The organism is Anaerofustis stercorihominis DSM 17244, from assembly GCF_000154825.1.
Classification (GTDB): domain Bacteria; phylum Bacillota; class Clostridia; order Eubacteriales; family Anaerofustaceae; genus Anaerofustis; species Anaerofustis stercorihominis.
Genome location: NZ_DS560019.1, coordinates 43,230 through 69,656, shown reverse-complemented (window position 1 = coordinate 69,656; position 26,427 = coordinate 43,230). Strand labels below are relative to the sequence as shown.

General features: G+C 31.9%; 25 protein-coding genes, 1 other RNA gene and 1 pseudogene. 20 read left to right on the top strand and 7 right to left on the bottom strand.

The window, feature by feature from the left end:
* Nucleotides 1–11 precede the first annotated feature (11 nt).
* Entirely contained in the window at nt 12–362 is a 351-nt protein-coding gene (locus tag ANASTE_RS04950) for a thioredoxin family protein (RefSeq protein WP_007049874.1), read from the top strand.
* A gap of 104 nt (nt 363–466) precedes the next feature.
* On the opposite strand, the gene ANASTE_RS04945 is transcribed toward ANASTE_RS04950, so the two are convergent.
* The 3 genes from ANASTE_RS04945 to ssrS form a co-directional block, all read right to left on the bottom strand.
* Nucleotides 467–982 carry a ferritin gene (locus tag ANASTE_RS04945; protein ID WP_007049873.1) on the bottom strand — a complete coding sequence of 172 codons (516 nt, stop codon included), beginning with the start codon at nt 980–982 and terminating at the stop codon, nt 467–469.
* 123 nt (nt 983–1,105) lie between these two features.
* Entirely contained in the window at nt 1,106–1,624 is a 519-nt protein-coding gene (locus ANASTE_RS12385) for a methyltransferase family protein (protein ID WP_007049872.1), read from the bottom strand.
* A gap of 307 nt (nt 1,625–1,931) precedes the next feature.
* Nucleotides 1,932–2,098, bottom strand: a non-coding RNA gene (ssrS, locus tag ANASTE_RS11725) — 6S RNA.
* A 221-nt stretch (nt 2,099–2,319) separates the two neighbouring features.
* Between ssrS and ANASTE_RS04935 the strand changes: the two genes are divergently transcribed.
* From ANASTE_RS04935 to ANASTE_RS04900, 9 genes and pseudogenes are all read left to right on the top strand, one after another.
* Entirely contained in the window at nt 2,320–3,537 is a 1,218-nt protein-coding gene (locus ANASTE_RS04935) for an argininosuccinate synthase (protein ID WP_007049871.1), read from the top strand.
* 139 nt (nt 3,538–3,676) lie between these two features.
* The gene (locus tag ANASTE_RS04930) at nt 3,677–4,489 is read left to right on the top strand and encodes an aldo/keto reductase (protein ID WP_007049870.1); all 813 of its coding nucleotides are present in this window, start codon (nt 3,677–3,679) and stop codon (nt 4,487–4,489) included.
* Nucleotides 4,490–4,674: 185 nt separating this feature from the next.
* Nucleotides 4,675–5,277: a hypothetical protein gene (locus ANASTE_RS04925; RefSeq protein WP_148344964.1), complete on the top strand. Its 603-nt coding sequence runs from the start codon at nt 4,675–4,677 to the stop codon at nt 5,275–5,277.
* Nucleotides 5,278–5,697: 420 nt separating this feature from the next.
* Nucleotides 5,698–7,068 (top strand): argininosuccinate lyase, encoded by a 1,371-nt coding sequence (argH, locus tag ANASTE_RS04920; RefSeq protein WP_007049868.1) that lies wholly within the window; start codon nt 5,698–5,700, stop codon nt 7,066–7,068.
* Nucleotides 7,069–7,234: 166 nt separating this feature from the next.
* A complete protein-coding gene (locus tag ANASTE_RS04915; protein WP_039945149.1) occupies nt 7,235–8,239 on the top strand; it encodes a hypothetical protein in 1,005 nt (334 codons plus the stop codon).
* A 350-nt stretch (nt 8,240–8,589) separates the two neighbouring features.
* Nucleotides 8,590–9,039, top strand: coding sequence for an LPXTG cell wall anchor domain-containing protein (locus tag ANASTE_RS04910; protein WP_007049865.1), 450 nt, complete (start codon nt 8,590–8,592; stop codon nt 9,037–9,039).
* Nucleotides 9,040–9,240: 201 nt separating this feature from the next.
* Nucleotides 9,241–9,390, top strand: a pseudogene (locus ANASTE_RS11720) (DUF815 domain-containing protein); the annotation flags it as partial.
* Nucleotides 9,391–9,726: 336 nt separating this feature from the next.
* Nucleotides 9,727–10,230 carry a hypothetical protein gene (locus ANASTE_RS04905; RefSeq protein ID WP_007049864.1) on the top strand — a complete coding sequence of 168 codons (504 nt, stop codon included), beginning with the start codon at nt 9,727–9,729 and terminating at the stop codon, nt 10,228–10,230.
* Nucleotides 10,197–11,210 carry a hypothetical protein gene (locus ANASTE_RS04900; protein ID WP_007049863.1) on the top strand — a complete coding sequence of 338 codons (1,014 nt, stop codon included), beginning with the start codon at nt 10,197–10,199 and terminating at the stop codon, nt 11,208–11,210. The genes ANASTE_RS04905 and ANASTE_RS04900 overlap by 34 nt, the downstream gene beginning before the upstream one ends.
* Before the next feature lie 71 nt (nt 11,211–11,281).
* Here ANASTE_RS04900 and ANASTE_RS04895 read toward each other — a convergent pair whose 3' ends face one another.
* Entirely contained in the window at nt 11,282–11,830 is a 549-nt protein-coding gene (locus ANASTE_RS04895; RefSeq protein ID WP_007049862.1) for a 5-formyltetrahydrofolate cyclo-ligase, read from the bottom strand.
* 8 nt (nt 11,831–11,838) lie between these two features.
* Nucleotides 11,839–12,672: a deoxyribonuclease IV gene (locus tag ANASTE_RS04890; RefSeq protein WP_007049861.1), complete on the bottom strand. Its 834-nt coding sequence runs from the start codon at nt 12,670–12,672 to the stop codon at nt 11,839–11,841.
* A gap of 191 nt (nt 12,673–12,863) precedes the next feature.
* Here ANASTE_RS04890 and ANASTE_RS04885 point away from each other — a divergent pair, with 191 nt between their 5' ends.
* The 6 genes from ANASTE_RS04885 to ANASTE_RS04860 all read left to right on the top strand — a co-directional run bounded on the left by ANASTE_RS04885 (nt 12,864) and on the right by ANASTE_RS04860 (nt 18,920).
* The gene (locus ANASTE_RS04885; RefSeq protein WP_007049860.1) at nt 12,864–13,346 is read left to right on the top strand and encodes an NADH-quinone oxidoreductase subunit NuoE family protein; all 483 of its coding nucleotides are present in this window, start codon (nt 12,864–12,866) and stop codon (nt 13,344–13,346) included.
* On the top strand, nt 13,346–14,596 hold the full coding sequence (locus ANASTE_RS04880; RefSeq protein ID WP_007049859.1) for an NADH-ubiquinone oxidoreductase-F iron-sulfur binding region domain-containing protein: 1,251 nt from the start codon (nt 13,346–13,348) through the stop codon (nt 14,594–14,596). Before ANASTE_RS04885 ends, ANASTE_RS04880 begins: the two co-directional genes overlap by 1 nt.
* 2 nt (nt 14,597–14,598) lie before the next feature.
* On the top strand, nt 14,599–16,059 hold the full coding sequence (locus ANASTE_RS04875) for a [Fe-Fe] hydrogenase large subunit C-terminal domain-containing protein (protein ID WP_007049858.1): 1,461 nt from the start codon (nt 14,599–14,601) through the stop codon (nt 16,057–16,059).
* 65 nt (nt 16,060–16,124) lie between these two features.
* Nucleotides 16,125–17,132: a LysM peptidoglycan-binding domain-containing protein gene (locus tag ANASTE_RS04870; protein WP_039945147.1), complete on the top strand. Its 1,008-nt coding sequence runs from the start codon at nt 16,125–16,127 to the stop codon at nt 17,130–17,132.
* A 165-nt stretch (nt 17,133–17,297) separates the two neighbouring features.
* The gene (locus ANASTE_RS04865; protein ID WP_007049856.1) at nt 17,298–18,182 is read left to right on the top strand and encodes a glycyl-radical enzyme activating protein; all 885 of its coding nucleotides are present in this window, start codon (nt 17,298–17,300) and stop codon (nt 18,180–18,182) included.
* Nucleotides 18,183–18,584: 402 nt separating this feature from the next.
* Entirely contained in the window at nt 18,585–18,920 is a 336-nt protein-coding gene (locus ANASTE_RS04860) for a hypothetical protein (protein ID WP_007049855.1), read from the top strand.
* Nucleotides 18,921–18,953: 33 nt separating this feature from the next.
* On the opposite strand, the gene ANASTE_RS04855 is transcribed toward ANASTE_RS04860, so the two are convergent.
* Nucleotides 18,954–20,462: a peptidoglycan D,D-transpeptidase FtsI family protein gene (locus tag ANASTE_RS04855; RefSeq protein WP_007049854.1), complete on the bottom strand. Its 1,509-nt coding sequence runs from the start codon at nt 20,460–20,462 to the stop codon at nt 18,954–18,956.
* 115 nt (nt 20,463–20,577) lie between these two features.
* On the opposite strand from ANASTE_RS04855, the gene ANASTE_RS04850 reads away from it, so the two are divergent.
* The 4 genes from ANASTE_RS04850 to ANASTE_RS04835 are packed head-to-tail and all read left to right on the top strand — an operon-like array spanning nt 20,578 to nt 25,266.
* Entirely contained in the window at nt 20,578–22,029 is a 1,452-nt protein-coding gene (locus ANASTE_RS04850; protein ID WP_007049853.1) for a nicotinate phosphoribosyltransferase, read from the top strand.
* Between the two features lie 19 nt (nt 22,030–22,048).
* Nucleotides 22,049–23,125, top strand: coding sequence for a D-alanine--D-alanine ligase family protein (locus ANASTE_RS04845; protein ID WP_007049852.1), 1,077 nt, complete (start codon nt 22,049–22,051; stop codon nt 23,123–23,125).
* A 14-nt stretch (nt 23,126–23,139) separates the two neighbouring features.
* Nucleotides 23,140–24,813 carry an arginine--tRNA ligase gene (gene argS / locus ANASTE_RS04840; protein WP_007049851.1) on the top strand — a complete coding sequence of 558 codons (1,674 nt, stop codon included), beginning with the start codon at nt 23,140–23,142 and terminating at the stop codon, nt 24,811–24,813.
* A 9-nt stretch (nt 24,814–24,822) separates the two neighbouring features.
* Nucleotides 24,823–25,266, top strand: coding sequence for a C-GCAxxG-C-C family protein (locus ANASTE_RS04835; protein WP_007049850.1), 444 nt, complete (start codon nt 24,823–24,825; stop codon nt 25,264–25,266).
* A gap of 39 nt (nt 25,267–25,305) precedes the next feature.
* Here ANASTE_RS04835 and ANASTE_RS04830 read toward each other — a convergent pair whose 3' ends face one another.
* Nucleotides 25,306–26,313: a YeiH family protein gene (locus tag ANASTE_RS04830; RefSeq protein ID WP_039945143.1), complete on the bottom strand. Its 1,008-nt coding sequence runs from the start codon at nt 26,311–26,313 to the stop codon at nt 25,306–25,308.
* Nucleotides 26,314–26,427 lie beyond the last annotated feature (114 nt).

The following is a 26,427-nucleotide window of genomic DNA, read 5'->3' as shown; positions in this document are numbered from 1 at the left end:
GAGGAAATAAAATGTCGATATTTAAAAGGAAAAATGATTGTAAATGCTGTCGTTCCGATAAAAGTATTTCATTGGAGGAAATATCAAAGGATAATGCTGAACAAAAACAAGGTACTTTTATTAAAGTTTTAGGGTCAGGGTGTATAAAATGTAATGAACTTGAAAATAATGTTAGAGAAGCTTTAAAAGAATTGAATATGAATAGTGAAATAGAGCATATTACCGATTTTTCACAGATTGCTTCATATGGTGTGATGTCTACACCTGCATTGGTCTTGGATAAGAAAGTTGTATGTTACGGAAAGGTCATATCCAAAAAAGAAGTCATAGAGATTTTAAAAAGAGAATATAAATGGATTTAATAAGATAACAAAAAAGACACCAAGGTTAATAAGGTGCTTTTTTGTTTAATACGTAAGGTTATCGTTAGGTTATATTTAATATAAATTTGTTGGTAAGGTTATAATTATTCTGCAGCGATACTAGGAGCTGCATAAGCTCTTCCTAAGAATTCTTGATCTAATAAGTATAAACCCTTAGGGTCTGAAGCAAATAATTCAAATTTTCTGATATTGTCTTCAGCATTCTTTTCTTCTTCCATTTGTTCATTTACAAACCAATCTAAGAAGTGCATAGTTCTGTAGTCTTTAACATCATGAGCTGCTGCATAGATATTGTTGATAAGACCTGTAACGATTTTTTCATGTTCAAGAGTTACATTAAGAGGGTCTTTGATATCGCTGTATGTATATTCAGGTTTTTCGATTGCTTCAGAAGTGATTTTATGACCGTTGTCTTTTAAGTAATTTCTGATTAACATAGCATGGTCTCTTTCTTCCTGAGCTTGAATATAAAACCAATTTTCAAATCCGTCTAAGCCGTAATCAGCGTAGAAGTTTGCCATATCTAAATAGATATAAGCAGAGTATAATTCTTTATTTATTTGATCATTTAATAGTTCGGCAACTTTTTTATCTAACATTTTTCGTTTCTCCTTTTATTTAATTTATATTTAAATTATAATCATTCCAATTTAAAAGTCAAGTCTTTTATTAAATTTTTTTACGAGAATATGGTAAATTTTTTAAAAATGTAACTTTAAATATCAAATATAACGTCTGACTTTTTTCATATAATCAAGATATTCTTTACCGAATTCATTTATACACCATCTTTCTTCGCTGATAATTATTACATGCGACGTTATTATAAATAATATTACAAAGGCAAGAAGCAATAATGATTGCGTAATTAAAACACATCCGAAGAAAAATATAAAGTATGACAAGTACATAGGATTTCTTGAAATTTTATATATACCATTTTTATTTATTCCCTTTTTGGAAGGATACGAAAAATTTATTATAGATATCATAAGGAGGAAAGCACCGAAGATGTAAATAAATAGATCAATAAAGAAAAGCCAAGTGGGAGAAGTTTTTATTTTAAGAAAAAATAAATATATGATTATAAATATATTTGAAATTTGATATATATAATAAGCGGTTTTTTCTTTGTTAAGTAGCGGTGCAAAGTAAGCTGCACGTTTTACCGCTTCTTTATTTAATATAGATAAAAGACCGAAACGAAAGAGGAAAAAAGGTATAAGTAAGATAAATCCCATTTATAAAACTCCATTTATTTTTTGTCTGTTGTTTGATTTTGTATTGATTTTATTATAGTAAATTCAGCTATAATAAAATTCTAGTGTTTAAATTGTTAAATGTCAAATAAAGACTATATTAAAACTATATTAATTATAAATATTTATTGATTTTATGATGATAGAAATTAAAACATAAATAATATTAATAATAAAATCTTATTTAATTAATCATTTTAACTAAATAATATAATAAAAGAAGTAAAATGTAAAATAACATTATTATAAAATAAGTAAGTTATTTTATTTTTAAATTTGTTTAAAATAAAAAAGACCTTAAAGGTGCTAGAATTTTGATCCTATCTAAAAAGATAGGTGGGTTACCTGCTTACCGCTTCTGCCGTCCACTTATAGAGGCGTGACATCCACATAAAGACTCGGTATCCCTGTATAAAAGTGTAGGTTCAAAATAACAGCAGTCCTTTTAAGGTCATATATATTATATGATTAAATAGTAAAAATATCAACATAAAAGACTATTAATAATTATTAAAATATGGTAATTTATAATTATATAAAATCAATGTGATTTAAAAACTTAAATAAATACTGATAAAATAGTAAAATATATAAATTAGGTGTTGACTAATTATACATTTTTATGTATAATTAGTCAGTATTTTAAATCAGAGATTTATTTTGGAGGTATATATATAATGAAAGATAAAATAGTTTTAGCTTATTCCGGGGGACTTGATACATCTACAATAGTTCCTTGGCTTAAAAATAATTACGACTGCGAAGTACATGCAGTGTGCGTAGATGTAGGACAGGTCGATGATAATGAAAAGCCTGATTTGGAAAAAAGAGCTATAGAGTATGGTGCAGACAGTATAGATATTATAGATGCTACTGAAGAACTTGTTAATGACTACATATTCCCAATGCTAAAATCAGGGGGTAAATATGAAAACAAATATTTACTCGGTACTTCCATTGCAAGACCATTAATATCTAAGATTTTGGTAGATAAAGCAAGGGAACTTGGTGCAAATTGTATTTGTCATGGTGCTACGGGTAAAGGTAACGACCAAGTTCGTTTCGAGCTTACTATTATGGCGCTTGCTCCCGATATCAAGATAATCGCACCTTGGAGACTTTGGGATATAAAATCAAGACAAGATGCGCTTGATTACTGTATACAACATGATATAAAACTTAATATGTCAGCGGAAGAAAGTTATTCAAGAGATATGAATATCTGGCATTTATCTCATGAGGGACTTGAACTTGAAGACCCTGCAAATATGCCTGACTACAGAAATCTTCTTCAAATGACTACATATGTCGAAGACGCTCCCGACGAAGCCGAAGAAATTTCAATCGAATTTGAAAAAGGTATACCTGTAAGCTTGAACGGTGAAAAAATGGATGGTGTAATGCTTCTTACAAAACTAAATGAAATCGGCGGTAAACACGGAATAGGTGTTATTGATATGGTCGAAAACAGGGTCGTAGGTATGAAATCCAGAGGTATTTATGAAACTCCGGGAGGAAGTATTTTATATTATGCACACAATGAACTTGAACAGCTTTGTTTAGACAGAGAAACTCAAGCATATAAAAGAACTGTTGCAGTCAAATATGCCGACCTTGTGTATTCGGGAATGTGGTTCTCTCCGTTAAGAGAAGCGCTTGATGCTTTTGTAGATAAGACTCAGGAAACAGTTACAGGTAAAGTTTCACTTAGATTATATAAAGGAAATAAAATCACAAAAGGTATTGAAAGTCCATACTCCGTATACAATGAAGAAATCGCTTCATTCGATACCGGTGAATTATATGATCATAATGACGCGGCAGGCTTTATCAAACTTTATGGACTTCCTCTAAAAATTAGAGCTTTTATGAAACAAAATACTGAAGATAAATAAAAAGTAGTTAAAAATAATTTTTATCTTTCTATTTTTCTCGCACTCCTCTACAATGGGGAGTGTTTTTATATATTGGGATTTAAGAGGTTTTATAGTATAATCGTTAAATATAGAGAAATATTTTATAAAAGGAAATAAAATGAATGAAGTAACTTTAAATAATGGCGTCAAAATGCCGATACTGGGGCTTGGTATATATCAGTTATTGGGTATTAAAGGCCGTGAGGCAATAGAAGAAGCGATAAATATTGGCTACACTTTGATTGATACCGCACAGATGTATAATAATGAACATATACTTGCCGATGCGATAAAAAGTTCAAAAGAGAATTTAGGTATTAAAAGAGAGGATTTATTTATAACCACGAAATTGTTTTCTCCAAGCAGAAGTTATAAGCTGGCAAAGGAAGGTATAAAGGAGTCTTTAAATAATTTAAGGACGGATTATATAGATTTAATGCTTATCCATGAGCCATACAGAGAAGCACTTGATATGTACGGAGCTTTGGAAGAAGCTTATAATGAGGGGATAATAAGAAGTATAGGGATATCTAATTTCAATATAGATGAGTATTTAAGTTTTATAGATAAATGTGATATAATCCCTTCTGTCAATCAAGTTGAAACACATATATTTCATCAGCAAAAAGAGCTTTGGGAAGTAATGAAAGAACATGGCACTTTAATGAATGCATGGAGTCCTTTTGCTGCGGGGAAAAATAATATATTTCAAAATGAAGTGTTATTATCAATAGGAACCAAATATGGAAAAACCGCCGCTCAGGTAAGTCTTCGGTATTTTGTGGAAAGGGGTATTGTTGTAATACCTAAATCGTCTAATAAAGAAAGACTAAAAGAAAATATTGATATATTTGATTTTGAGTTAAGTGACGAAGATATATGTAGAATAGAAAAATTAGATACCAAAAAGAGCTTATTCGGTTGGTATTGATTATTGATATAAAGGGAAATAATAAATATTTTAATATTATATATGGGATAAGATTAAAATATTCATTATTATTTGAACTGGTATTAAGAATTGATAAATAAAGGTAACCAATGTTTAATCAACATCGTTATTATAAAATTACTTGGAAATTAATATTGGTAAAAAGTCAAAAAGAAAGGGAAAAAATGAAATTAAGAGATCATCATTTCAGAGATTACGAAAAGAAATTTGTAGAGGTTTCAAATTCGGGAAACGTGCTTTCAAAAATGGGTGAAGAAGATGTCAAAGAACCTTTTATAGGATATATGTATGTGGATAATAATAGAGGTGTTACACTAAGGCTACTTGGCAATACTGAAAATGAAGTTCATGAAAAGTATTTAAAAGAAAAAATATCCGTTGCCGGATACGATTTAATAGAAGATTTTGACATAGAAATAATCCAAGAGGAAATCCCAAGCCTTGAAATAATCAGAAAGCATACAGATAAACACTACGGTGAAGCACATATTGAAAAGGTCAGAGACAGAATAGAGATAGACAATTTAAGAAGCAGGGCTTACCCCGATGATGTGGAGATCGTTATTCCCTATAAGGAGGGTTACGTGGAAAAGATGTGGGTAAGGTCATATGATTATATATTAAAAGAAAATATTTATATATTTTCTCTTCTTAAAGATTCTTGCTATGATGAAAGTTTAAAAAAAGGCGAATTGATTGCTTGTAAATACTTTAAGAAAAATAATGCGGAAGCGTTGATCTTCTTCGGAAAGGTAGAGGCTTTATAGTTATCATTACATTTTTATTTAATATGAATGATTGATTATAAATATTAAATTAAAATTGGATATAAAATAAAAATAATTTTTACTAACTTTTATAAAAAGTAAGTTTTCTGATAATTTAAGACATCGTTTATAAATAACAATTTATAACAGAATTTAAAATAATATATAAAAAATCATATATTATATTTTAAAGAAGTTTTTTGATAAATTTTAAATAATGCTACATTAGATTTAATATAGCAATTTTGCACTGTTTGATTTCCGATATATAAATAAAATGTAAAATCAATTTTGAGGCTTTTAATTAGTTTAATTGGGATTTTATAATCTTTTTAGAGGATTAAAATATTGTCACAAAATGGATAATATGGTATTGTATAAGACGTAGAATAAATGTTTAAGATATAGGAGTAATTTATTATGAAGATGTGGGCAGGAAGATTTTCCGAACAAAATGCAAAGGAAGTGGATATTTTTAATAATTCTCTTCACTTTGATAAGGTTTTATATAAATATGATATTTTAGGGAGTATAGCACATGTAAAAATGCTTTCTAAGCAAAATATCATTTCCAAGGATGATGAAGAAAAACTTGTTAAATCATTAAATGATTTGATGAAAGATATTGATGAGGGAAAAGTAACTTTTGATGAAGAATATGAAGATATCCATATGGCAGTCGAAAGTATATTGACCGACAGGATAGGGGACAGTGCAAAGAGGATACATACATGCAGAAGCAGGAACGATCAGGTCGCGCTGGATATGAAGATGTATGTTAAAGCGGAAATCAAAGAAGTCATCTCACTTATTAAAAATCTTTTATACACACTACTTGAAATTGCGAAGGATAATACGAAAACCATAATGCCCGGATATACTCATATGCAAAGAGCACAGACGGTCACTTTTGCACATCATTTATGTGCTTACTCTGAGATGTTTAGAAGAGATGTAGATAGACTTAAAGATACATATAAAAGAACAAACGTTATGCCTCTCGGTGCGGGAGCCCTTGCCTGCTCTACATTTGATATAGACAGGGACTATGTAGCCGAGCTTCTTGATTTTGATAATATAACTCTAAATTCTCTCGATACGGTTTCAGATAGAGATTATGTAATAGAGCTTTTAAATGATTTAGCCATAATAATGATGCATTTATCTCGTTTCAGCGAAGAAATCATTTACTGGGCAAGTGATGAATTCAAATTCATTGTGGTTTCCGATAAATATTCCACTGGTTCGTCTATGATGCCTCAAAAGAAAAATCCCGATGTTGCGGAACTTATCAGGGGTAAGACCGGTAGGGTTTACGGAAATTTGATGGCAATGCTTACCGTTATGAAAGGTATACCTCTTGCTTACAATAAAGATATGCAGGAAGATAAGGAAGCTACATTCGACAGTGTAAATACCGTAAAACAATGTATAAGTATATTTACGGGAATGATATCGACTATTACTGTAAACGAAGATGTTTTAAAAGAAGCCTGTGTAAATAGTTTTATGAATGCTACGGACGTTGCGGAATACCTCGTTAAAAAAGGATGTCCCTTCAGAGATGCTCATTTTATAGTCGGTAACCTTGTTGGCAAATGCGTGAATGAGGATAAATTCCTGCAGGATTTAACTTTAAGTGAATTTAAAGAGCAAAGCGGACTTTTCGAAGATGATATATACGAAGTGCTTCATGTTACAACGGGAATGAATAAAAAGAATATGACGGCTTCTCCCAAAGAAGAAATAGTTAAGAGATATATAGACGAGATATTGGATGAAATAAAGTAGAAATAAGACAAAAAATGACCTGTTCTAGGTCATTTTTTTATTTAAATGAGCATTTGAGTATTGTGGTAAAATAATTGCACAGTTGAATATTTATGCTATAATATCTAATATAAAGGTAAAGTAACCAGTTTTTGTTTTTGTATGGGAAAAGAATTAAGAGGTTTTTATGTGTAAAAGAAAAATATTGGGATTTATATTCTGTTGTTTGATTTCATTGTTTTTTATGCCTAACTATATATTTTCGGCAAGCCCGATTACTACTGACGGATCCTATGAGTTTACTGGATCCCCGGGAAGTATTTCCGTGGCTGAGAATGTTAACGCAACTATAACATTGACGGATGTCAGCATATCGGGAGGCACTTGTATAGATATTAAGCCTGGGTCAAATTTAACATTAATCATTAAAGGGGTAAATAGGCTTGCCGCTACTATCGATGGTATAGGCTGCGGGATCCATGTTCCCGAGGGTGCTGTACTTACAATAAAAGGAGACGGAAAGCTTTATGCTACCGGAGGTTCTTATTATAATGGCGGGAGTGCTGCAATCGGTGCACGTGCTGATGAAGACAGTTGTGGTACCATAAATATTGAAAGCGGATATGTTTATGCTGTTGGTGGTAGTAAAGCTGCCGGCGGTGATACGGGAGCAGGTATAGGTCGTTCATTTTACAATGGAAGAGGCGGTACTGTTAATATTACAGGAGTACAGGTCGTTGTAAGTGGTTCAAACACACATTTATCTTTTGGTTTATGTGCTACGAACATAAATATTGAGAATGCAGTTTTGTATGCAAATCGAATTTCCGGCAACAAAATTATTACAAATTCGATTATATACAATGACGCTAATATCAACTTAAATTGTTATGATGTAAATAGTGATGGTAAGGTCACTAACTCTAAAGGAACAGTTTATGGGACATATGAGATAAAAAACGGAAATACTTTTGAAATAGAAAGTACCAATAAGCTGGAAATCCCTTCGGGAACCAGCCTTATCAATAATGGAATTCTAACCAATAACGGAACTTTAACCGATAAAGGAACTTTAATCAATAACAGAGTTTTTAATAATAACGGAGATACTGATTTGGTTGCAGGTTCTCTCTTTACCAATAACGGAACCATTAATTGTACTAATCATAAAGCGGTACAGCTACGTGCTTAAAAAAAGCAGAGTGCAAAATATGCAGCGATGAATACGGAGAAATAAATGCAAATAATCATGTTAATCTTGTTAATGGAGATACTATAGCTCCAACTTGTGTAGCACAGGGATATACAAATTATCACTGTAATGACTGCGGAAATGATATAAAAGATGATTACGTAGCCGTAAATGCCGATAATCATACAGATCTCGTTAAGGGAGATACTATAGCTCCAACTTGTGTAGCACAGGGATATACAAATTATCACTGTAATGACTGCTGAAATGATATAAAAGATAATTACGTTGCCGTAAATGCCGATAATCATGCAGATCTTGTTAAGGGAGATACTATTGACCCAACCTGTATGGAACAGGGATATACAGAGTATCATTGTAATGGCTGTAATGCAGATATAAAAAAAGATTATGTAGCTGAACTCGGACATGAATATAAAGAAATCGTTACTCTTCCAACCTGTACCGAAAAAGGATATACAACTTATACCTGTACGAGATGTAATGATACTTATGTAGATAAGTATACTGATGCCTTAGGTCATGATTTAGATAATTATGAAATAATCAAAGATCCTACTAAGAATAAGGAAGGTCTCGAAGAAGCAAAATGCAAAAGATGCGGGGAAAAATTTACGAAGTCTATTCCCAAATTAGAAGTAAAAGATAATGAAAAATCAAAACCCGAAACTCCGAATACTTCGGATAATTCCAATATGTATTTGTATGTAGGTCTTTTGGTCGTTTGTATAATAGGTATCGGTTCGGTTATTATATATGTTAAAAAGAAAAATGAATAATATATATTTAACTTTAGAAAAAAGGCGATAAAATCGCTTTTTTTATTATTATTTTTGTAAAAATGTTATTCGTTCAGGTTAAATACACTGACTTTTAAAGTAAATTTAGAATTATTTTTGTGTTGATTTATATAATATTATATTAATTGGAAAAGTGTCAAAATGTTCTAATAGTTATGGAAAATATAAGATGAATATTTAAATATCGTAAAAAATCTCGCAAAGCAATATGAAGTGGAAATCGATGAAAAAGACTTATATATAAAGGCAGAAGCTTTTGCCATAAGAAACAACGGAAGAAGTGCAAGGACTGCAAAGCAGTTTGTTGAGTTATTAAAAATAGGTATATAAATTTAGCTATAATATCTTTTTGATTTGTGATTGGTAGCATATAGTAGTATATTAAAATGTGATAATTATATAAATCTTGTATATTTTTGTATACATTTTGAAACAAGTATGATATAATTAATAATATCATTATTTTGACATAATATAATATATTATTATTTAAACCACAACAAACTTTTACTGTAAATGTAATATAACTTCATGTTACAAAATATATGCTTTAAGGTTAATTATAATGGTTTTAAAATAAATTTAGAATAGTTATTTGTTTATTTATATAATATTATATTAATTGGAAAAGTGTCAAAATGTTACAATAATTTTGGAGGATATAATATGAAAAGAAAAATGTTATCCATTCTTATAAGTGCATTTATGTTTATAACAATATTTCCTGCTACTGCTTTTGCTAGTGGAGATACAGTAACAGATGCTAATAGTTTATGGATTACAAGTGAAACTACCAATGATGATATTATATCAGCATGGGGGGAAGATGCAGCAACGATTAAAGCAAATGAAGACGGTTCTTATACTGTAAAATTACTAAAGAATATTTCTTTGGCTAATAGTAAAACAGTTAGTTTCGGTAAGCAGTTTGGAGGGGAAGCGGATCCGCTCATTGTTTTGGATTTAAACGGTAAAACTATTGAGGGAACGTCTATTCCTGTTGCAAATTATGCGAATTTGACTATAAAAGACAGTTCTGCTGATAAAACCGGAGGTATTTCTTATACCGGAAACGGATATTTTGTTGCCATAAATAATGTAGGTAATAAAATGACAATCGAAGGCGGTAATTTTTCATGTGCGGGTGCGGGAGTTATAATGCTGCTATAAGTACAGCAGGCGGAGTAAAAACTGTCATTAACGGCGGTAATTTTACTTGCGATAGTGCGGGTGCGATAAAAACATATGGTGAAACGGTAATTAATGGCGGTAATTTTGAAGGTAAGTATGGAGTTGTTGCTCAGGTAAATAGTGAGGGTAAGGTTGGAAGTATAACTTTCCCTGAAAATTCAACGGCTATCGTAAATGCGGATCAGATAGCATTTGTATCAAGCGGAAATGCAGATTCCGCAGGTATCATCAATGTTAAAGGAGGTACATTTACATCATCTAAAGTTCTAGGAACTATTGGAGATGGCGTTGATAAATCTTCTGTCCTTAATGTAACAGGTGGTATTCATTCTGCCGATCCAGGTGAATTCGTACCTGATGGTACATCTTTTGCTAAATTTACTTCATCCGAGGGAACGGAAGTATGGGTATTAGGAAAAGATAAGATTAAAGAAGCTGCTAAAAATGCTGATGAAGGTGATACAATAGTAATTTTATCCGGTGATATTGATTTATCCGAATTGGATAACGGTATTACAGTAAAGAATGAGGGCTTAGGAGATGTAGTTGTAAATGGTTCAAAAGTTGATTCCGGCAGTGAAATTTTAACACATGCTCATAAACTTGTAACAAAAGGTGCAAAGAAAGCAACTTGTACATCTGAAGGTTATACCGGAGATAAGGTTTGTGAAATATGCAATCAAACAATAGAAAAAGGAAAAGTGATTGCTAAAAAAGCACATGATTATAAAAATGGTAAATGTGCTGTCTGCGGTGCTGTAGATCCAAATTATAATTCAACCGGAAATTCAAGTAATGAAAATAATTCAACATCAAATGATACGAATATATCTAAACCTAATTCTCCTGATACATCAGATAACAATAATGTAATTATTTGGAGTCTGTTAGCTGTTTGTAGTATAGTAGCAATGGGTATAACAGTAATTTTTTGCAAAAAAAGAAGATACATAAAATAAACTTATGATAAAAAACTCTGAAGTATATATACTTCAGAGTTTTTTGTTTATTGGTTTAAAATGCTTACTTGCTAATCATGAATTATATAATCCACGGGAATATCATAATCTTCTCTCGGAACTTTATCCATAATCTGTTCTTTATAACAAACTCCGATTTTTTTGGCTTTGAGATTTTTAATAGAAAAAAATTTATCATAAAAACCTCCTCCGTAACCGACTCTGTAATTATCTTTATCGAAGACAACTCCCGGCGTGATTATCACATCCAATATTTCCGGGCTGCAAATCCTTATATATTCTTTTTTAGGTTCTAAGATATTATAAAAACCTGTTTCAAGTTCATCAAAAGAGTTAAGCTTAGAGATATTCATTACTTTATTTTTACTGTCTATGATTGGAATATAAACGTTTATGTCATTTTTTAATAAATGTTTGATAAATTTATGAGTATTAACTTCGTCTTTGAAACTTACGAAGCACATGATATTTTTTGCGTGTTTTATATCTTTGTTTGAAATCAATTTATCGTAAATTTTATTATCTTTGTTATTTTTGATATTTATATCAATATTATTAAGTATTTTCAAAATATCATTCCTAAGTTTTGTTTTATCCATTTTATCCTCTAATATTTATAATTTTCTCTAAGCAGCTTTATTTCTTTTTTATATCCTTCCAGCTCGTTTGGTGTTTCAAGAAAAATCGGTAAATCTTTTATTGCGGGGTGGTTTATAAAATTGATAAGAGGTTCTGTCTTTAAAAATCCTTCTCCTATTTTTGCATGTCTGTCTTTATTTGTGTTAAAATCGTTCATTGTATCATTTAAATGAACAGCTTTTAATTTATCAAGTCCAATTACTTTATCGAATTTTGTAAGGACTCCGTCCAAATCATTTACTATATCGTATCCCGCACAGAAAACATGGCATGTATCAATGCATACTCCCATTTTATCTTTTAACTTTACCCTGTCTAAAATTTCTCTGAGTTCTTCAAATGTTTTTCCTATTTCACTTCCCTTACCGGACATTGTCTCCAAAAGAATGAAGGTGTCGTCATCTTCTTTTATACATTCATTCAATGTTTCCTGTATTCTTGATATACCTTCTTCAATAGAATCGGTAGTATGACTTCCGGGATGAAAGTTATATAAATGTGAGGGGATTTGGTTCATTATATCAAGATCTTTTCTGAATAATTCTTTGGCGAATTCTCTTGTGTCTTTTTTTGCCGATGCCATATTAAGAGTATATGGTGCATGAGCAAGTATATCCGAAAAGTTATTTTCTTCCATTATTTTTCTCAGTCTGTCTATATCTTTCTCACTTAAATCCTTTGCTTTTCCGCCTCTTGGATTACGTGTAAAAAACTGAAATGTATTTGCTCCGATTGAGAGTGCGTCTTTTCCCGCTGCCTCATAGCCTTTTGCTATGGACATGTGTGCTCCAATATTTAACATATATATTTCTCCTAACTGTTTTATATATTAAGTATAAGTAAAATTAATCAAAAATCAATGTTATATTAAGTATTTTGTTTTTTAAAGCATATTTTATAAGTAAAAATAATTTATTAGTAAATTGTATTTAATTGAATAATTGATACTTTTTTGATATAATACTTAAACTATATACTAGGAGGTATACTATTTTGAAGTTACCAGAAGAAATTAAGAAGGTATGTAAAAATATCATTGAATATTATGACAATAATCCATCTGATTTACTGCAGATAGTTCTAAAGATACAAAGACAAATCCCGGGGAAATTTATAAATTTTGATATTGCAAAATATATAGCGGATGAAATGCAAATCCCTTTGAGTAAGGTTTCCGAAGTCGTTACTTATTTTGACGCTTTAAGTACAAAAAAAAGAGGAAAATATATTCTTGGTCTTTGTAATGCGACAGCATGCAGTTTAAACGGAAAAGACAAAATAAAAGAAATTTTTGAAAGAGAACTTGGAATAAAAGAAGGCGAAACCACAGAAGACGGGCTGTTTACTCTTGAACTTGTGCCTTGTTTCGGTGCATGTGATGTAGCTCCCGCGGTAAGAGTGAATGATAATGTGGTTGGAAGATTGAATGAAGAAAAAATAAAGGCTTTGATAGCAAAGCTTAAGGGGGCTAAGTAATGGGAACGGTAAAATATATCACGAAAGATTATGGTACCTACGACGGTTTTAATATAGATGAATACATAAAAAGAGGCGGTTTCAAAGGGCTTAAAAAATCAATACTCCAAGGATATGAAAAAACAGTTAAAGATGTTTCAGATAGTGGACTTCAGGGAAGAGGCGGTGCAAATTATCCTACAGGAAGAAAACTTACTCAGGCAAGAGAAGCCAAAGGAAACGGAGACAGATATATATTATGTAATGCCGACGAGGGTGAACCGGGTACATTTAAAGATAAATATCTTCTTCAAAACGGGATATATAAGGTTATAGAAGGTATAATAATCTCTGCATTTTGTGCGGGAGCAAATAAAGGCTATATATATGTAAGAGAAGAATATACTTTCATGCATAAAGACATCGAATTTGCAATTAAGCAGGTTTATGACAAAGGCTTTTTGGGTGAGGATATTCTATCAAGCGGTTTTGATTTTGACTTATCTTTATTTTCCGGAGGCGGGTCTTATGTATGCGGTGAAGGCTTTGCCATGTGTGAAAGTATCGAAGGCAAGAGCGGAAGACCTAGGAGTAAACCTCCTTATGTAAAAGAATGCGGGCTTCATAATAAACCTACTCTTGTTATAAATGTCGAAACCGTAAGTGTCATAGCGACTATGATGCAAAACGGTTTTAAGACCGTACTCAAATACGGAGTGGAAGATTGTCCGGGGACAAAAATGGTATGTGTAAGCGGAAAAGTCAAACATCCCGGGGTTTACGAAGTTGAATTCGGTACTACAGTACAAAATATAATAAAAATCGCAGGCGGTATAAAAGGCGGTAAAAAAGCTAAATTTGTGCAAATCGGAGGGGCGAGCGGAGTAATCGTCCCATATGAAAAATTAAATATCCCTTATACTTACAGCGGTATGAAAAAGGTCAAAGGAAATATCGGTTCGGGAGCTATAGTAGTAGCTGACGAAGATGACAGCGTAATTGATTATTTATCTGTCGTTGAAGATTTTTTCTTTCACGAATGCTGCGGTAAATGCGTTCCATGCAGAGAAGGTAACAGACAACTTAAGAAAATAATGGATAGATTTAAGATAAAACAAGGTACTTTAACAGATCTTAAAAATTATGTAAGAATAGTAAATGCCCTTGACGCTTCTTTATGCGGCAGCGGAAAAGCTCAAATCATTCCGTTTATCAGTGCATATACAAATTTTTCACAAGAATTTAAGAATGCACTTAAGAGGGAGGAATAAAAGTGATTAATTTAACTGTTGATAATATAGAAGTAAAAGTAAAGGAAGGTACGACGATTTTAGAGGCTGCAAAAAAAGCAAAGATCGAAATCCCTACACTTTGCTATTTAAAAGATTTAAACAGACCTGCGTCATGCAGGATGTGTATGGTAGATGTGGGCGGGAAGTTGCTTCCAGCATGTGTAACACATGCTTCTGAAGGAATGGAAGTAAAGACTCACACAAAAAGACTTAGAAATATAAGAAAGACAATTCTTGAACTTACTCTTGCCAATCATAACTGTGAGTGTACGACATGTGAAAAAAGCGGGAACTGCAAACTTCAGACTATGGCAAATAAATATCTCACAGGTCCCGGTGAATTCGAAGTAGAGTTCGAAAAGGGAATAGATAACAGTTTCAGTGCTGTTACGAGAGATTTAAGCAAGTGCATAAAATGCAATAGATGTGTAAGTATGTGCAGTGATAAAGTAGGTGCTTCAGCCATTTCCCTTATTAACAGAAGCGAAGAAACTACTGTTGCTACTCCTTTTAATATACCTATCATTCACAGCGACTGTATAGGATGCGGGCAGTGTATAACGGTTTGTCCTACGGGGGCTTTGATTGAAAGAGGTACTACGGAAGAAATATACGATTTACTGGGTGAAGATACATATTATAATATCTGCTTATTATCACATGGTACATATGAAACTTTAGCTGAAGGTGTAGGGGTAGATAATGCTCTTATGAAGGCAAAGGTCGTAGATGTTTTAAACAAGCTGGGATTTTCCGAAGTAATAGATTATGAAGAGTATTTAATAAAGGAAATGAATGCCGTTGCATATTTACTTAAGGAGAATATGCTTGAAGGAAAGCCGTTGATTTATTCTTGTTCATCGGGTATACGTAGAGAAATAGAAGATGTTTACCCTGAAGCTGATGATCTTTTTGTCAATCTTTCTAAAATAAGGAAAGATATAAATACTAGGTTTAAAGAAGGTTATCTTGACAGGAATATAGATAAAGATGTTCATTTAACCAGAGTTGAGAACTGCACTGCTTTTCTCCCTGAAACCAATGAGACATCGGGGATAGATATTTCAATAACCACAAGACAGCTTGCAAAACTGATAAAAACAAGCGGTATCGATTTAAACAAGGCTGATAACAAACCTCTTGATAACCTTGATTATACAGGGGTATTCAATCCTTATTTCTTGAGCGTAAACACTGCATACGCTATAATAAGACTTGGAGAAAAAGCTTCAATAAAGAATGATAAAGGAAATATCAAAGAATTTTCATTCGATTTATCCGATGGCAAGGAAATCAAATGCGCTGTTGTAAACGGGCTTAAAGCTTCGAAAGAAGAAGTTAAGAAAATTTTGGATGGTGAAAGTGAATATAATTTCCTTTGTGTCATTCCTTGTGAAGGCGGGTGTGAATTCGGCGGAGGAAGACCTGTCATAACCAAATAAGTTAAATAAAATACCAAGACTATTCATAAGTATTTATGAGTAGTCTTTTTTATTTAGGAGGGAACATGTTAGTTCATATACTTAGAGAAAATGAAAATATAGAAGATTTATGTAAATTGTATTCAGTAAGCAAGAAAAGTATTTTAAATATAAATCGAATGAATGAGAACAGTAAAATGAAATCAGGTCAGAAAGTATTAATCCCCATAGATGATTTTTATTATTTTAAAAGAAAGGAAGAAAGTTTGGAAGATATAGAAAATAAATTTAATATTTCAAAGGAGGAAATTTATAAAAAGAATATTAATCCTATGTGTTTTAATGACGGTAGTATAAGGCTTAGGATAGATACACATAAAAAAGACATTAAAGTATATTCTCTTGTAGATTTAAACTTAAAGAGCAACGCTTTTATAGAGGCTGATTTGGAAAGTAGATATGTGAATTCCGTTCTTGGATATAACGGGATAGGGAATAAGGATGATCCTTTGTATGTAGAGGATTATTATTTAAAGAAGATACATGATGTGGATAAAGTATCTACCGGTCTGATTATTAACAGTATAAAATGTGATACTTATGAATTTTTGGCGGATTATATAACTAAGAATATAACCGAGAGTATTTATTATGATGATGTTACTTTATATTATGATTTAATGGGAGTAGATTTGATTTCGCTTTTTGATATATTGAACAGCAGAAATATAAAAACGAATATATTTCTCGATGAATATTTATTTTCCGGCATTTCAAATAATGAAGAAATAATAGAAATTATAAATAAAAATGCAAATAAAGTATTTGTTTTGCCAAATTTTATAAGTGATGTTTTATATACTTCAAAAGAAGAATATCTTACATTTTTAAATAAAATCTCTGTTTTTGATAAAAATAAAGTAGTGGCGGGATTTAATTTAAATAATGCTGGAAATGAAGATATTTTGGACATTATAGAAAAAGTGAGGTATTTATATGATATGGACTTTAGACATTTATTACTTTATAGTTGCGGTAATAGATTTTTTGAAATGGAATATATTTTAAAACATTTTTTTGCCATAAATAAGTAGTTTTCCTAATTTATTTGATATTTTCCCGAAATGTATTATAATAATATGGAATATGCTATATAATCATAAAAAAATAATGAATTTAACAATAGTTTATGTTTAATAATTGATATTGATAATAAGAATAATAGTCATTAAATCAATATAATACTGTGAGGAGATAAAATGGAAGGGTTAATATATAAGATCGAGAAATATACCACTCAGTGCGGTCCCGGATTTAGGACTGTAGTATATATGAAAGGTACACCTCTTGAATATCCATGGTGCGAATTTCCCGAAGCACAGGAAAATGATATAGAGATGCTTTTTGATAAAGAAAAGTGTAAATTATGCTACAAATGTACGGAAGCATGTAACCAAAGGATCGTAGCAGAGGCTGAGCATCAGGTGTTTGAATGTACAAAGTGCGGTAAATGTGTAGAAGCTTGTCCAAACGGAGCAAGAGAGCTCATTGGTGAATATATAACTCCAAAAGAACTGGTTGATAGGATAATGCCTGAAATGGAATATTATAAAACAAGCGGTGGCGGCGTTACTTTTTCAGGCGGCGAGCCTTTGATGCAGTCGGATTTTTTACTTGAAGTGATTAAAATCTTAAAAGAAAATGATGTCAATGTCGCTATAGAAACCGATGGATTTGTCGATTATAAGATATTTGAAAAATTGATACCTTACACAGATTATTTTTTATATAATTTGGATTTGGTAAATGATGATATACATAAAAAATTTACCGGTGTCAGTAATGAACTTATAATAGAAAATTTGAAAAAGGTATCTTTCAGTATGTCTAAAGTGATCGTAAATGTTACATTCGTAAGCGAAGTAAACTGTAATATGGACGAACTTAAACTTATCGTATCTCTTCTTTCGAAACTTGAACTTGAGGGCATAATTATTAAGGTATATAATAACACCAATGAACATATGTACAGTCTGCTTGGTAAAAACAGAGAATATAAGTTCAAAGCTCCGAATAAAAAAACACTATTAAATATATCAAATCTATTTAAAAGAATATGTGATGATGTAAAAATCCTCTCTTAATGTTTTATTTAAAAATAAAACATTAAATAACATAATATGCAAATTAGCATATGTTATATATCATAAATATAATATAATGTCGCATTAAATAGTATGAAAATTATGGAAATATACCCTTGTATTTTTCTTATTATTCTATATAATAGTAGTTACAGGATTATGTAGAAAAAGAATATTTTTTTAACTATTGTGACTATATTTGTTATTATTTGTTTTTTGATAAATAAGTTGCCTTAACTATAAAAATATCCTTTTTTTCATAGTAGGGATATTAAAGGGTATATGACGGGGAATGGGACCTGATTAAAAAGTAACTTTTTATGGGATACATAAGGAATTTAAAAGTATTTATCTTTAATATTCTTACTTGATCTTTTTAATTTTTAAGGGGAGATTGGTTTTATGGCAAAGAGTGAAAATTATAAGATTTTTGAACGAAAATTAAAAGATGTAAATTATAAAAAGAAAAGGTTGTCTCTTCTTGAGCAATTGGATTCTTTAGATGAAGAAATCTTGACTGAAAGAGACAGGATTTCCAAAGAGCTTTCTTTTTTTGAAAGAGCATTAGATTCACTTGAAGATATGGATAAGAATATTATTGAATCTAATTATTTAGAAAAAATCAGTATGGTGAAAATAGCTGAAGAAACTAATTATGCCACAAGTGTTTGTTCAAGAAAAAAAGTAAAAGCCGTTAAAAATCTTATGTATTTAATGACCGGTATCAAAGAAGATTAAAAAGAAGGGATATCCCTTCTTTTTTTCGTATATTTATATTCCTTTGTCATTTTCCATATTCATCATTTCAAGGGCGATACTATCAAACACTTTAAGTGCCGGTCCGGAACCGTATCCTCCGTTTTCAATGAATACCGTCATTGCATATTTAGGGTCGTTATATGGGAAGTATCCGGAAAACCATGCATGAGGAGATTCTTTTTCATGATTTTCAGCTGTTCCCGTCTTACCCGCAATACCGCCGTAGCTATCCATAGAATTACTTTTTGCAGTACCGTCGACGCAAACCATTCTAAGTGCCTTTTGAAGATTTTTTATCGTACTTTCTTTAAGCTTCAAATCAAATATTTGGTTTTGTTTTATATCAACTATATCCTCACTCGTATTTTTTACACTTTCAACTATATATGGCTGATAACCTATCCCTCCGTTTGCTATTGCACTCATTATGGTGTTTAACATTAAAGGTGTCGCCTGAACTTTTCCCTGTCCCAAAGCTAAGTTAAATGTATCTAAATTATTATAGATGTTATCGGGAACAAAGGAATAATAATCGTCATATTCCAAAATAAATTTTTTGTTTTTATTGGTTTTATCATTAATACTTCCAAATCCGAGTTCTTTGGCATAATCGATCACTTTGTTTGAAATTATATTTCCTTTATCATCTTTGATGTTAAGTCTTTTTGCAAGTCTGTAAAAAACTTCATTGCATGATTTGCTGAGTCCTTCGAGAGCTGTTATCTTTCCGTGACCTTCTCCCTCATGACAATATCTTGTTACTCCGTCGATTTTTATCTTTCCCGTACAGTTAAATTCCTCTTTTAAGTCTACTGCGTTGTTTTCAAGTGCCTGTGCTAAAGTAAGTATTTTAAATACGCTTCCCGGCTGATAAGATAAAACATTTTTATTGAGCGTTTCATCGCTTGAGACCATTGTTAATATCTCTCCGGTTTTAACATCGGTCACGACCACGCTTCCTCCTTTAAAGTTATTTTCCTTTAAAAATTTCTTTAAGTATTCTTCGGTATATTTTTGAAGATGATAATCCACAGTAGTATTTATCGTATTGCCTTCATTTAAATGGTCATTTACAGCAGTATAATTTTCTTCGTTTATTATGCTGCCTGTAGCGTCTATGCTTGAAATTATATTGATCGGTGTACCTCCGTTCAGAAGTTCATTATAATATAATTCAAGACCGCTAAGCCCTTCCACTGCATCTTTTGTAGTAGTATCTTCATTTATTCTTATGTTTCCTATGAAGGTTTTTCCCACATTAAAAGAAGTATTATTCTGTAGACTTACATTTAGCTTTTTATTTGCGGAATTATCCGCAAAGTTTATGCCGTTCCTGTCCAGTATTGCTCCTCTCGGATAATAAGTCTGTATGGTCTTTTCATATTGTGATGCAAGTTTTTTTATGTTATCCTCGTCTTGAAACATGAATGCTTTTACTACAAAAGCTGTAAGTAATATAAATAGAAATATTATAAAAATAGATAACATTTTAATTCTTTTTTCTAAAGTATCTCTAAACATATTATAAGTATTGGTATAATGAGGAAAAATATACTATTTTTAGTGATTTTTCTGTAAAAAGTGTTATAATAATAAATTGAATATAACATTTAAAAGTAATGATTGGGAGTAACAAATGGAAGAACAAAGGAAACTTCAATTAGCTACTGATTTCTATCAGTTGAGCGTAAGTAATGTATATTTCGAAAAAGGATTTAAAGATAGAAAAGCTGTTTTTGATGTCTTTATCAGAAGAAATCCTTTTGAAGGAGGATATTCTGTTTTTGCGGGACTCGAGCAGGTAATAGAATATATAAATAATTTAAGATTTGAAGAAGATGATATAGCTTTATTAAAAGAAAATCATCCCGAACTTACCGACGGATTTTTAGACTATTTAAGAGAATTTAAATTCAGCGGTGAAATATACGCAATGGAAGAAGGAGAAATATTTTTTCCTACGGAACCTGTACTTAGAGTAAAGACGAATTTGATAGAAGCACAGATAATCGAAACTGCGATACTTGCAATAATAAATCATCAAAGTCTTATTGCAACAAAGGCTTCGAGGATAGTTTCCGCAGCAGGAACTTATGCACCTGTACTTGACTTCGGGCTTAGAAGAGCACACGGCACGGAAGCCGGACTTTACGGTTCAAGAGCATGTATCATAGGCGGATGTGTAGGTACAAGTAATGTGGAAGCGGAATATAAATGGGATACCGTATCTAAAGGTACGATTTCTCATGCTTTTATTATGGCCTTTGACAGTGAGCTTGAAGCTTTCAGAGCATATGCAAAGTATAATCCCGATAACCTAATACTACTAGCGGATACTTACGATACTTTAGGCAGCGGTATCAAAAATGCCATAAAAGTATTTAACGAAGAAAGAGAAGCGGGAAGACTGAAAGGCAGTTACGGTATACGTCTTGACAGCGGAGATCTTACTTACTTATCAGTAAAAGCCAGAGAAATGTTTGACGAAGCAGGATTTGAAAGTGCTGTTATAAGCGCTTCAAACGACCTTGATGAGTTTATTATCTCAGACCTTAGAAATCAGGGGGCAAAGATAGGTATGTACGGAGTTGGTACAAAGATGATTACTGCCGATGGTACCAGCGCTTTAGGCGGAGTATATAAGCTTGCAGCAATAGAGCGAGACGGAAAATTATCTCCTAAAATCAAAGTTTCCAATGATCCAATAAAAATTACAAACCCCGGATATAAAAAAGTTTTAAGATTTTATGATAATCTTACGAATGTTGCCATCGCGGATTTAATAACATTAAATGATGAAGTAATCGACGATACGAAACCGCTTACGATATATCATCCTGTTCATACTTGGAAAAAGAGAACGATTGAAAATTTTCATGTAAAAGAATTGTTAAAACCTATATTTGTAGATGGAAAACAAGTATATAATTCACCTAAGCTTTCTGAAATAAGAGAAAACCATATGGTTGCCAGAAGTACTTTCTGGCCGGAATTCTTAAGGCTAATAAATCCAAGTGAATATCATGTAGATGTTTCTGATAAATTATTTGATATAAAGAAAGATTTACTTGCATCGGTACAAAAATAATTTAAGAGGAGAACGTTTTATGAGTGAGAAAAAAAATGTAGGCGTTGTATTCGGAGGCAAATCCGGAGAATATGACGTTTCGCTTTTGTCTGCCTATAATGTGATAAACGGTATCAACAAAGAAAAATTTGATATAACTATGATTGGAATTACTTTAGAAGGTAAATTCTATATTTATAAAGGCGATGTAGAAAAAATAAAAACAAACGAATGGATAAATGACAGTAAAAATCTGATCAGTGATTTTTCATTGTTTGACGGAGATATAATAAATAACGTAGATATTATTTTCCCTGTTTTACATGGGCAAAATGGAGAAGACGGAAGGATACAAGGTCTTTTTGAAATGATGGATAAACCTTATGTGGGCTGTGAAGTTTTGGCTTCAAGCGTATGTATGGATAAAGATATAGCCAAAAGGATATTCAGAAGCGTCGGTATTCCCGTCGTAGACGATGTTTTGGTTTTTAATACGGATATAGAAACGGATAAACTTCTTGAAGCTACTCTTGATAGATGTGAAGAAAATCTTCCTTATCCAATGTTCGTAAAGCCCGTTAACATGGGCTCAAGTGTCGGTATATCAAAAGCTAAAGACAGAGATAGCCTTAAAGAGGCACTTCTCAAAGCTGTTAAGTTCGATACTAAAATATTAGTCGAAAAAGGAATAAATGCCAGAGAAATCGAAGTTGCTGTACTGGGTAATTCTCACCCCGAAGCTTCTTATCCCGGAGAAATCGTTTCATGTAAGGAATTTTATGATTATGAAGCTAAATATCTTTCAGGGGATGGAAGCAGGATAGATATTCCTGCAAAAATAGATGATAAGATAATCGAAAAAATAAGGACTTATGCAGTAAAAGCATTTAAAGCCGTAGGAGGAAGCGGGTTATCAAGGGTTGATTTTTTCCTTGATAAAGACAGCAAAGACATATATTTGAATGAAGCGAATACGCTCCCGGGTTTTACAAATATAAGTATGTATGCTAAAATGTGGGATTACATGGGGATCGGATATTCCGATTTGATTGAAAAACTGATTGACTTAGGTTTTGAAAGATATGAAATAAAACATAGATTAACTATAAAAGAATAATATGGGAGAAAATAATGTTCGGGAAAATAACAAGAGAAAAAGAAATAATTAAATTAGTCGATAATGCTATAGATAAATGTATCGAACAGGGTCTGCTTGAAATAAAAAAAGAAGATGTTCCTCAAATCAGAGTCGAAGTACCAAGGGAAGAAAAGTTTGGGGATTTTAGTGTAAATACTGCTATGCAGCTCGCAAAAGCTGCCAGATGCAACCCAAGAATTATTGCAGAAAATATAATCAAAAATATCGATACAAAAAATTCTTATGTAAAAGATATTTCTATTGCAGGTGCCGGTTTCATTAATTTTACTTTGGATAATAAATGGCTTTATGACGAATTAAAGAAAGTTATCACTTTAAAAGATAAGTACGGAAAAATAGTGGAAGAAAATCCTAAGAGAGTAAATGTTGAATATGTAAGTGCAAATCCTACCGGACCTCTTCATATAGGTAATGCCAGAGGAGGGGCTATAGGTGATGTTATAAGCAATATCCTTACTTGGGCAGGTTGTGACGTTACAAAGGAATTTTATTTGAATGATGCGGGAAATCAAATAATCAAATTCGGTGAGTCTTTGGAAGCAAGATATTTACAGGAGCTGGGTAAAGATGTCGAATTTCCTGAAGACGGGTATAAAGGTGAAGATATCACAGACCTTGCCAAGAGCTATATCGAAGAAAACGGAGACAAACTTTTAAATGTAAGCGAAGAAGAAAGACAATCCGAACTCGTAGAATATTCTCTTGATAAAAATGTTTCGAACATGGTTAATGACCTTAAGGATTACGGAATTGATTACGATGTATTCTTCAGCGAAAGAACTCTTCATAATTCGGGAGCCATAGATGACGTAATCTCAAAGATGAAAAATGACGGCAGTGTATATAAAAAAGAAGGTGCGTTATGGTTTAAGGGAACCGAGTACGGGCTGGAAAAAGACGAAGTTCTTATAAGACAAAACGGAGTGCCTACTTATTATGCTGCGGATATAGCTTATCATTATGATAAGTTAGTAAAGAGGAATTTTGATTATGCGATAAATGTTTGGGGAGCAGACCACCATGGTCATGTTGCAAGACTTAAAAAGGCAATGGTCGCACTTGGAGTAAACGAAGACAGACTTGATGTGATTTTAATGCAGCTTGTTCACTTGGTTAAAAACAATGAAGCTTTAAGAATGTCAAAGAGAAAAGGAAATATTTATACACTTTCTGATTTAGTCGGTGAAGTCGGAAAAGATGCTGCAAGATTTGTATTTAATTATAATAAACCAAATACCCATATGGATTTTGACCTTGACCTTGCAATCAAACAGTCAAGTGATAACCCTGTTTTCTATGTACAGTATGCTCATGCAAGGATTTGCAGTATAATAAGGAATATCGGTAAGGAAGTTAAAGCAGAAAATCTTGAACTTCTCAATAAAAAAGAAGAAATAAACTTACTTAAAGTGATTTCTAATTTCAGTGATGAAATCTTAAAAGCAAGCAATGATTTAGACCCAAGCAAGATTACCAAGTATGCCATGGATTTGGCTGGTTCATTCCATTCTTTCTATAATGCACACAGAGTCATAGTAGATGATGAAGATTTAATGAACGCCAGACTTGCCTTAGTCACTGCAACGAGAAACGTTCTTAAAAACACTCTCGATATATTAGGTGTAAGTGCTCTCGAAAAAATGTAGGAGTTAAATATGATAGATAAAGATATTGTTAATATAATAGATGAAATTAGAAATGAGTCGGAATTAAAGCCTGAAAATGAAAAACAACTGTATCACAAGAATTGTGGTGAAACTGTAATGGAAGCTCTTAAAATAAAATATGAGCTAAATATCGATGATAATGCAATTAAAATGCTTGCGCCATATGGTTTTGGGCTCCAAAGAGGAAAAACATGTGGAGCGTTTGCAAGCGGAGTGGCTGCGATAGGCATTATGTTTACCGAAGATAAACCTTCTACCAACCAGAAAATGAAAGAGATTGTTGGGAAATGGGTAGATGTTTATATTAAAAAATTTGGTTCTATTAATTGTGATTATATAAGACCAAATCATATGGATCCTGTGAAAGGCTGTTTAAAGGTTCAAGAAGAAGCAGGGGCATTATTCGAAGATTTTATAAAGGATTATATATAAAAAAGACGCTAAATGCGTCTTTTTTATTTTATGTTTATTTTACCAAATCCCCAGTATATTCTGCATTAATAAACTTACTCCGGCTATTCCTACCCAACAGCAGGCACCCATAAAAATAGGTTTTGTTTCTGATTTTATTAGGTGTACTATGTTTGTATTTATCCCTATAGCCGCCATAGCCATGATTATAAAGAATTTACTTAATTCTTTCAGAGGTGTTGTTATTACGGGAGAAAGATTGAACACAGTGGTTATAACAGCCGCTAAAACGAAATATAAGATAAAGAATGGAAATATTTTTTTAAGACTTACATTTCCGCCTTCTGCTTTTTCTTCTTTTCTCGTTCTCACAAAAGCAAGTACTAATGTTATGGGAATTATCGCAAGAGTTCTTGTTAGTTTTACTATTGTTGCGGCTTCCAACGTATTGCTCATATGTATCCCGTCCCATGCTGCGGCAGCCGCAGTTACCGATGATGTATCGTTTATTGCGGTACCTGCGAATAAGCCGAACCCTTCGTTGGATAATCCAAGAAATGACCCCAGTGCAGGGAATATCAATGCGGCTATTACATTAAATAAGAATATTACGGATATAGCCTGAGCGATTTCTTCGTCATTTGCATCTATTACAGGTGCCGTTGCAGCAATGGCAGAACCTCCGCATATGGAAGAACCCACACCTACCAATGTAGATATTTTTGAAGGTATTTTAAGCAGTCTGCATATCACATATGATATTACAAGTGAAGTTGTAATGGTTGCGATAATTATCGGAAGAGATTGTTTTCCTTTCATCAATATATCCGTTAAGTTCATTCCGAATCCTAGCAGTATGACCGCATATTGAAGTATCTTTTTTGATGTGAAAGTTATTCCCGACTTATATGAAGATTTGTCTTTTATAACGTAATTTATTACCATTCCCATAAGTATTGCAAATACCGGACCTCCGACTACCGGAACCAGTTTACCCAAAAACCAAGCCGGAATAGCGATGAGCAGACATAGAATTATTCCTTTGATGTTTTGTTTTATAAATGCCATGTTTTCTCCTTTAAGTATTTTTTTCAAGTTACTTTGATATTTTACCATTATTTATAAATAATTTAAAATTATAAATATTTATTTATATATAAATATATGTTATGATAATTCAAA

Bases quoted from the DNA above. Each gene is read 5' to 3' on its own strand.
- ANASTE_RS04950 (WP_007049874.1), top strand. From the start codon at position 12: ATGTCGATATTTAAAAGGAAAAATGATTGTAAATGCTGTCGTTCCGAT.
- ANASTE_RS04945 (WP_007049873.1), bottom strand. From the start codon at position 982: ATGTTAGATAAAAAAGTTGCCGAACTATTAAATGATCAAATAAATAAA.
- ANASTE_RS12385 (WP_007049872.1), bottom strand. From the start codon at position 1,624: ATGGGATTTATCTTACTTATACCTTTTTTCCTCTTTCGTTTCGGTCTT.
- ANASTE_RS04935 (WP_007049871.1), top strand. From the start codon at position 2,320: ATGAAAGATAAAATAGTTTTAGCTTATTCCGGGGGACTTGATACATCT.
- ANASTE_RS04930 (WP_007049870.1), top strand. From the start codon at position 3,677: ATGAATGAAGTAACTTTAAATAATGGCGTCAAAATGCCGATACTGGGG.
- ANASTE_RS04925 (WP_148344964.1), top strand. From the start codon at position 4,675: ATGAAATTAAGAGATCATCATTTCAGAGATTACGAAAAGAAATTTGTA.
- argH (WP_007049868.1), top strand. From the start codon at position 5,698: ATGAAGATGTGGGCAGGAAGATTTTCCGAACAAAATGCAAAGGAAGTG.
- ANASTE_RS04915 (WP_039945149.1), top strand. From the start codon at position 7,235: ATGTGTAAAAGAAAAATATTGGGATTTATATTCTGTTGTTTGATTTCA.
- ANASTE_RS04910 (WP_007049865.1), top strand. From the start codon at position 8,590: ATGGAACAGGGATATACAGAGTATCATTGTAATGGCTGTAATGCAGAT.
- ANASTE_RS04905 (WP_007049864.1), top strand. From the start codon at position 9,727: ATGAAAAGAAAAATGTTATCCATTCTTATAAGTGCATTTATGTTTATA.
- ANASTE_RS04900 (WP_007049863.1), top strand. From the start codon at position 10,197: ATGTGCGGGTGCGGGAGTTATAATGCTGCTATAAGTACAGCAGGCGGA.
- ANASTE_RS04895 (WP_007049862.1), bottom strand. From the start codon at position 11,830: ATGGATAAAACAAAACTTAGGAATGATATTTTGAAAATACTTAATAAT.
- ANASTE_RS04890 (WP_007049861.1), bottom strand. From the start codon at position 12,672: ATGTTAAATATTGGAGCACACATGTCCATAGCAAAAGGCTATGAGGCA.
- ANASTE_RS04880 (WP_007049859.1), top strand. From the start codon at position 13,346: ATGGGAACGGTAAAATATATCACGAAAGATTATGGTACCTACGACGGT.
- ANASTE_RS04870 (WP_039945147.1), top strand. From the start codon at position 16,125: ATGTTAGTTCATATACTTAGAGAAAATGAAAATATAGAAGATTTATGT.
- ANASTE_RS04865 (WP_007049856.1), top strand. From the start codon at position 17,298: ATGGAAGGGTTAATATATAAGATCGAGAAATATACCACTCAGTGCGGT.
- ANASTE_RS04860 (WP_007049855.1), top strand. From the start codon at position 18,585: ATGGCAAAGAGTGAAAATTATAAGATTTTTGAACGAAAATTAAAAGAT.
- ANASTE_RS04855 (WP_007049854.1), bottom strand. From the start codon at position 20,462: ATGTTTAGAGATACTTTAGAAAAAAGAATTAAAATGTTATCTATTTTT.
- ANASTE_RS04850 (WP_007049853.1), top strand. From the start codon at position 20,578: ATGGAAGAACAAAGGAAACTTCAATTAGCTACTGATTTCTATCAGTTG.
- ANASTE_RS04845 (WP_007049852.1), top strand. From the start codon at position 22,049: ATGAGTGAGAAAAAAAATGTAGGCGTTGTATTCGGAGGCAAATCCGGA.
- argS (WP_007049851.1), top strand. From the start codon at position 23,140: ATGTTCGGGAAAATAACAAGAGAAAAAGAAATAATTAAATTAGTCGAT.
- ANASTE_RS04835 (WP_007049850.1), top strand. From the start codon at position 24,823: ATGATAGATAAAGATATTGTTAATATAATAGATGAAATTAGAAATGAG.
- ANASTE_RS04830 (WP_039945143.1), bottom strand. From the start codon at position 26,313: ATGGCATTTATAAAACAAAACATCAAAGGAATAATTCTATGTCTGCTC.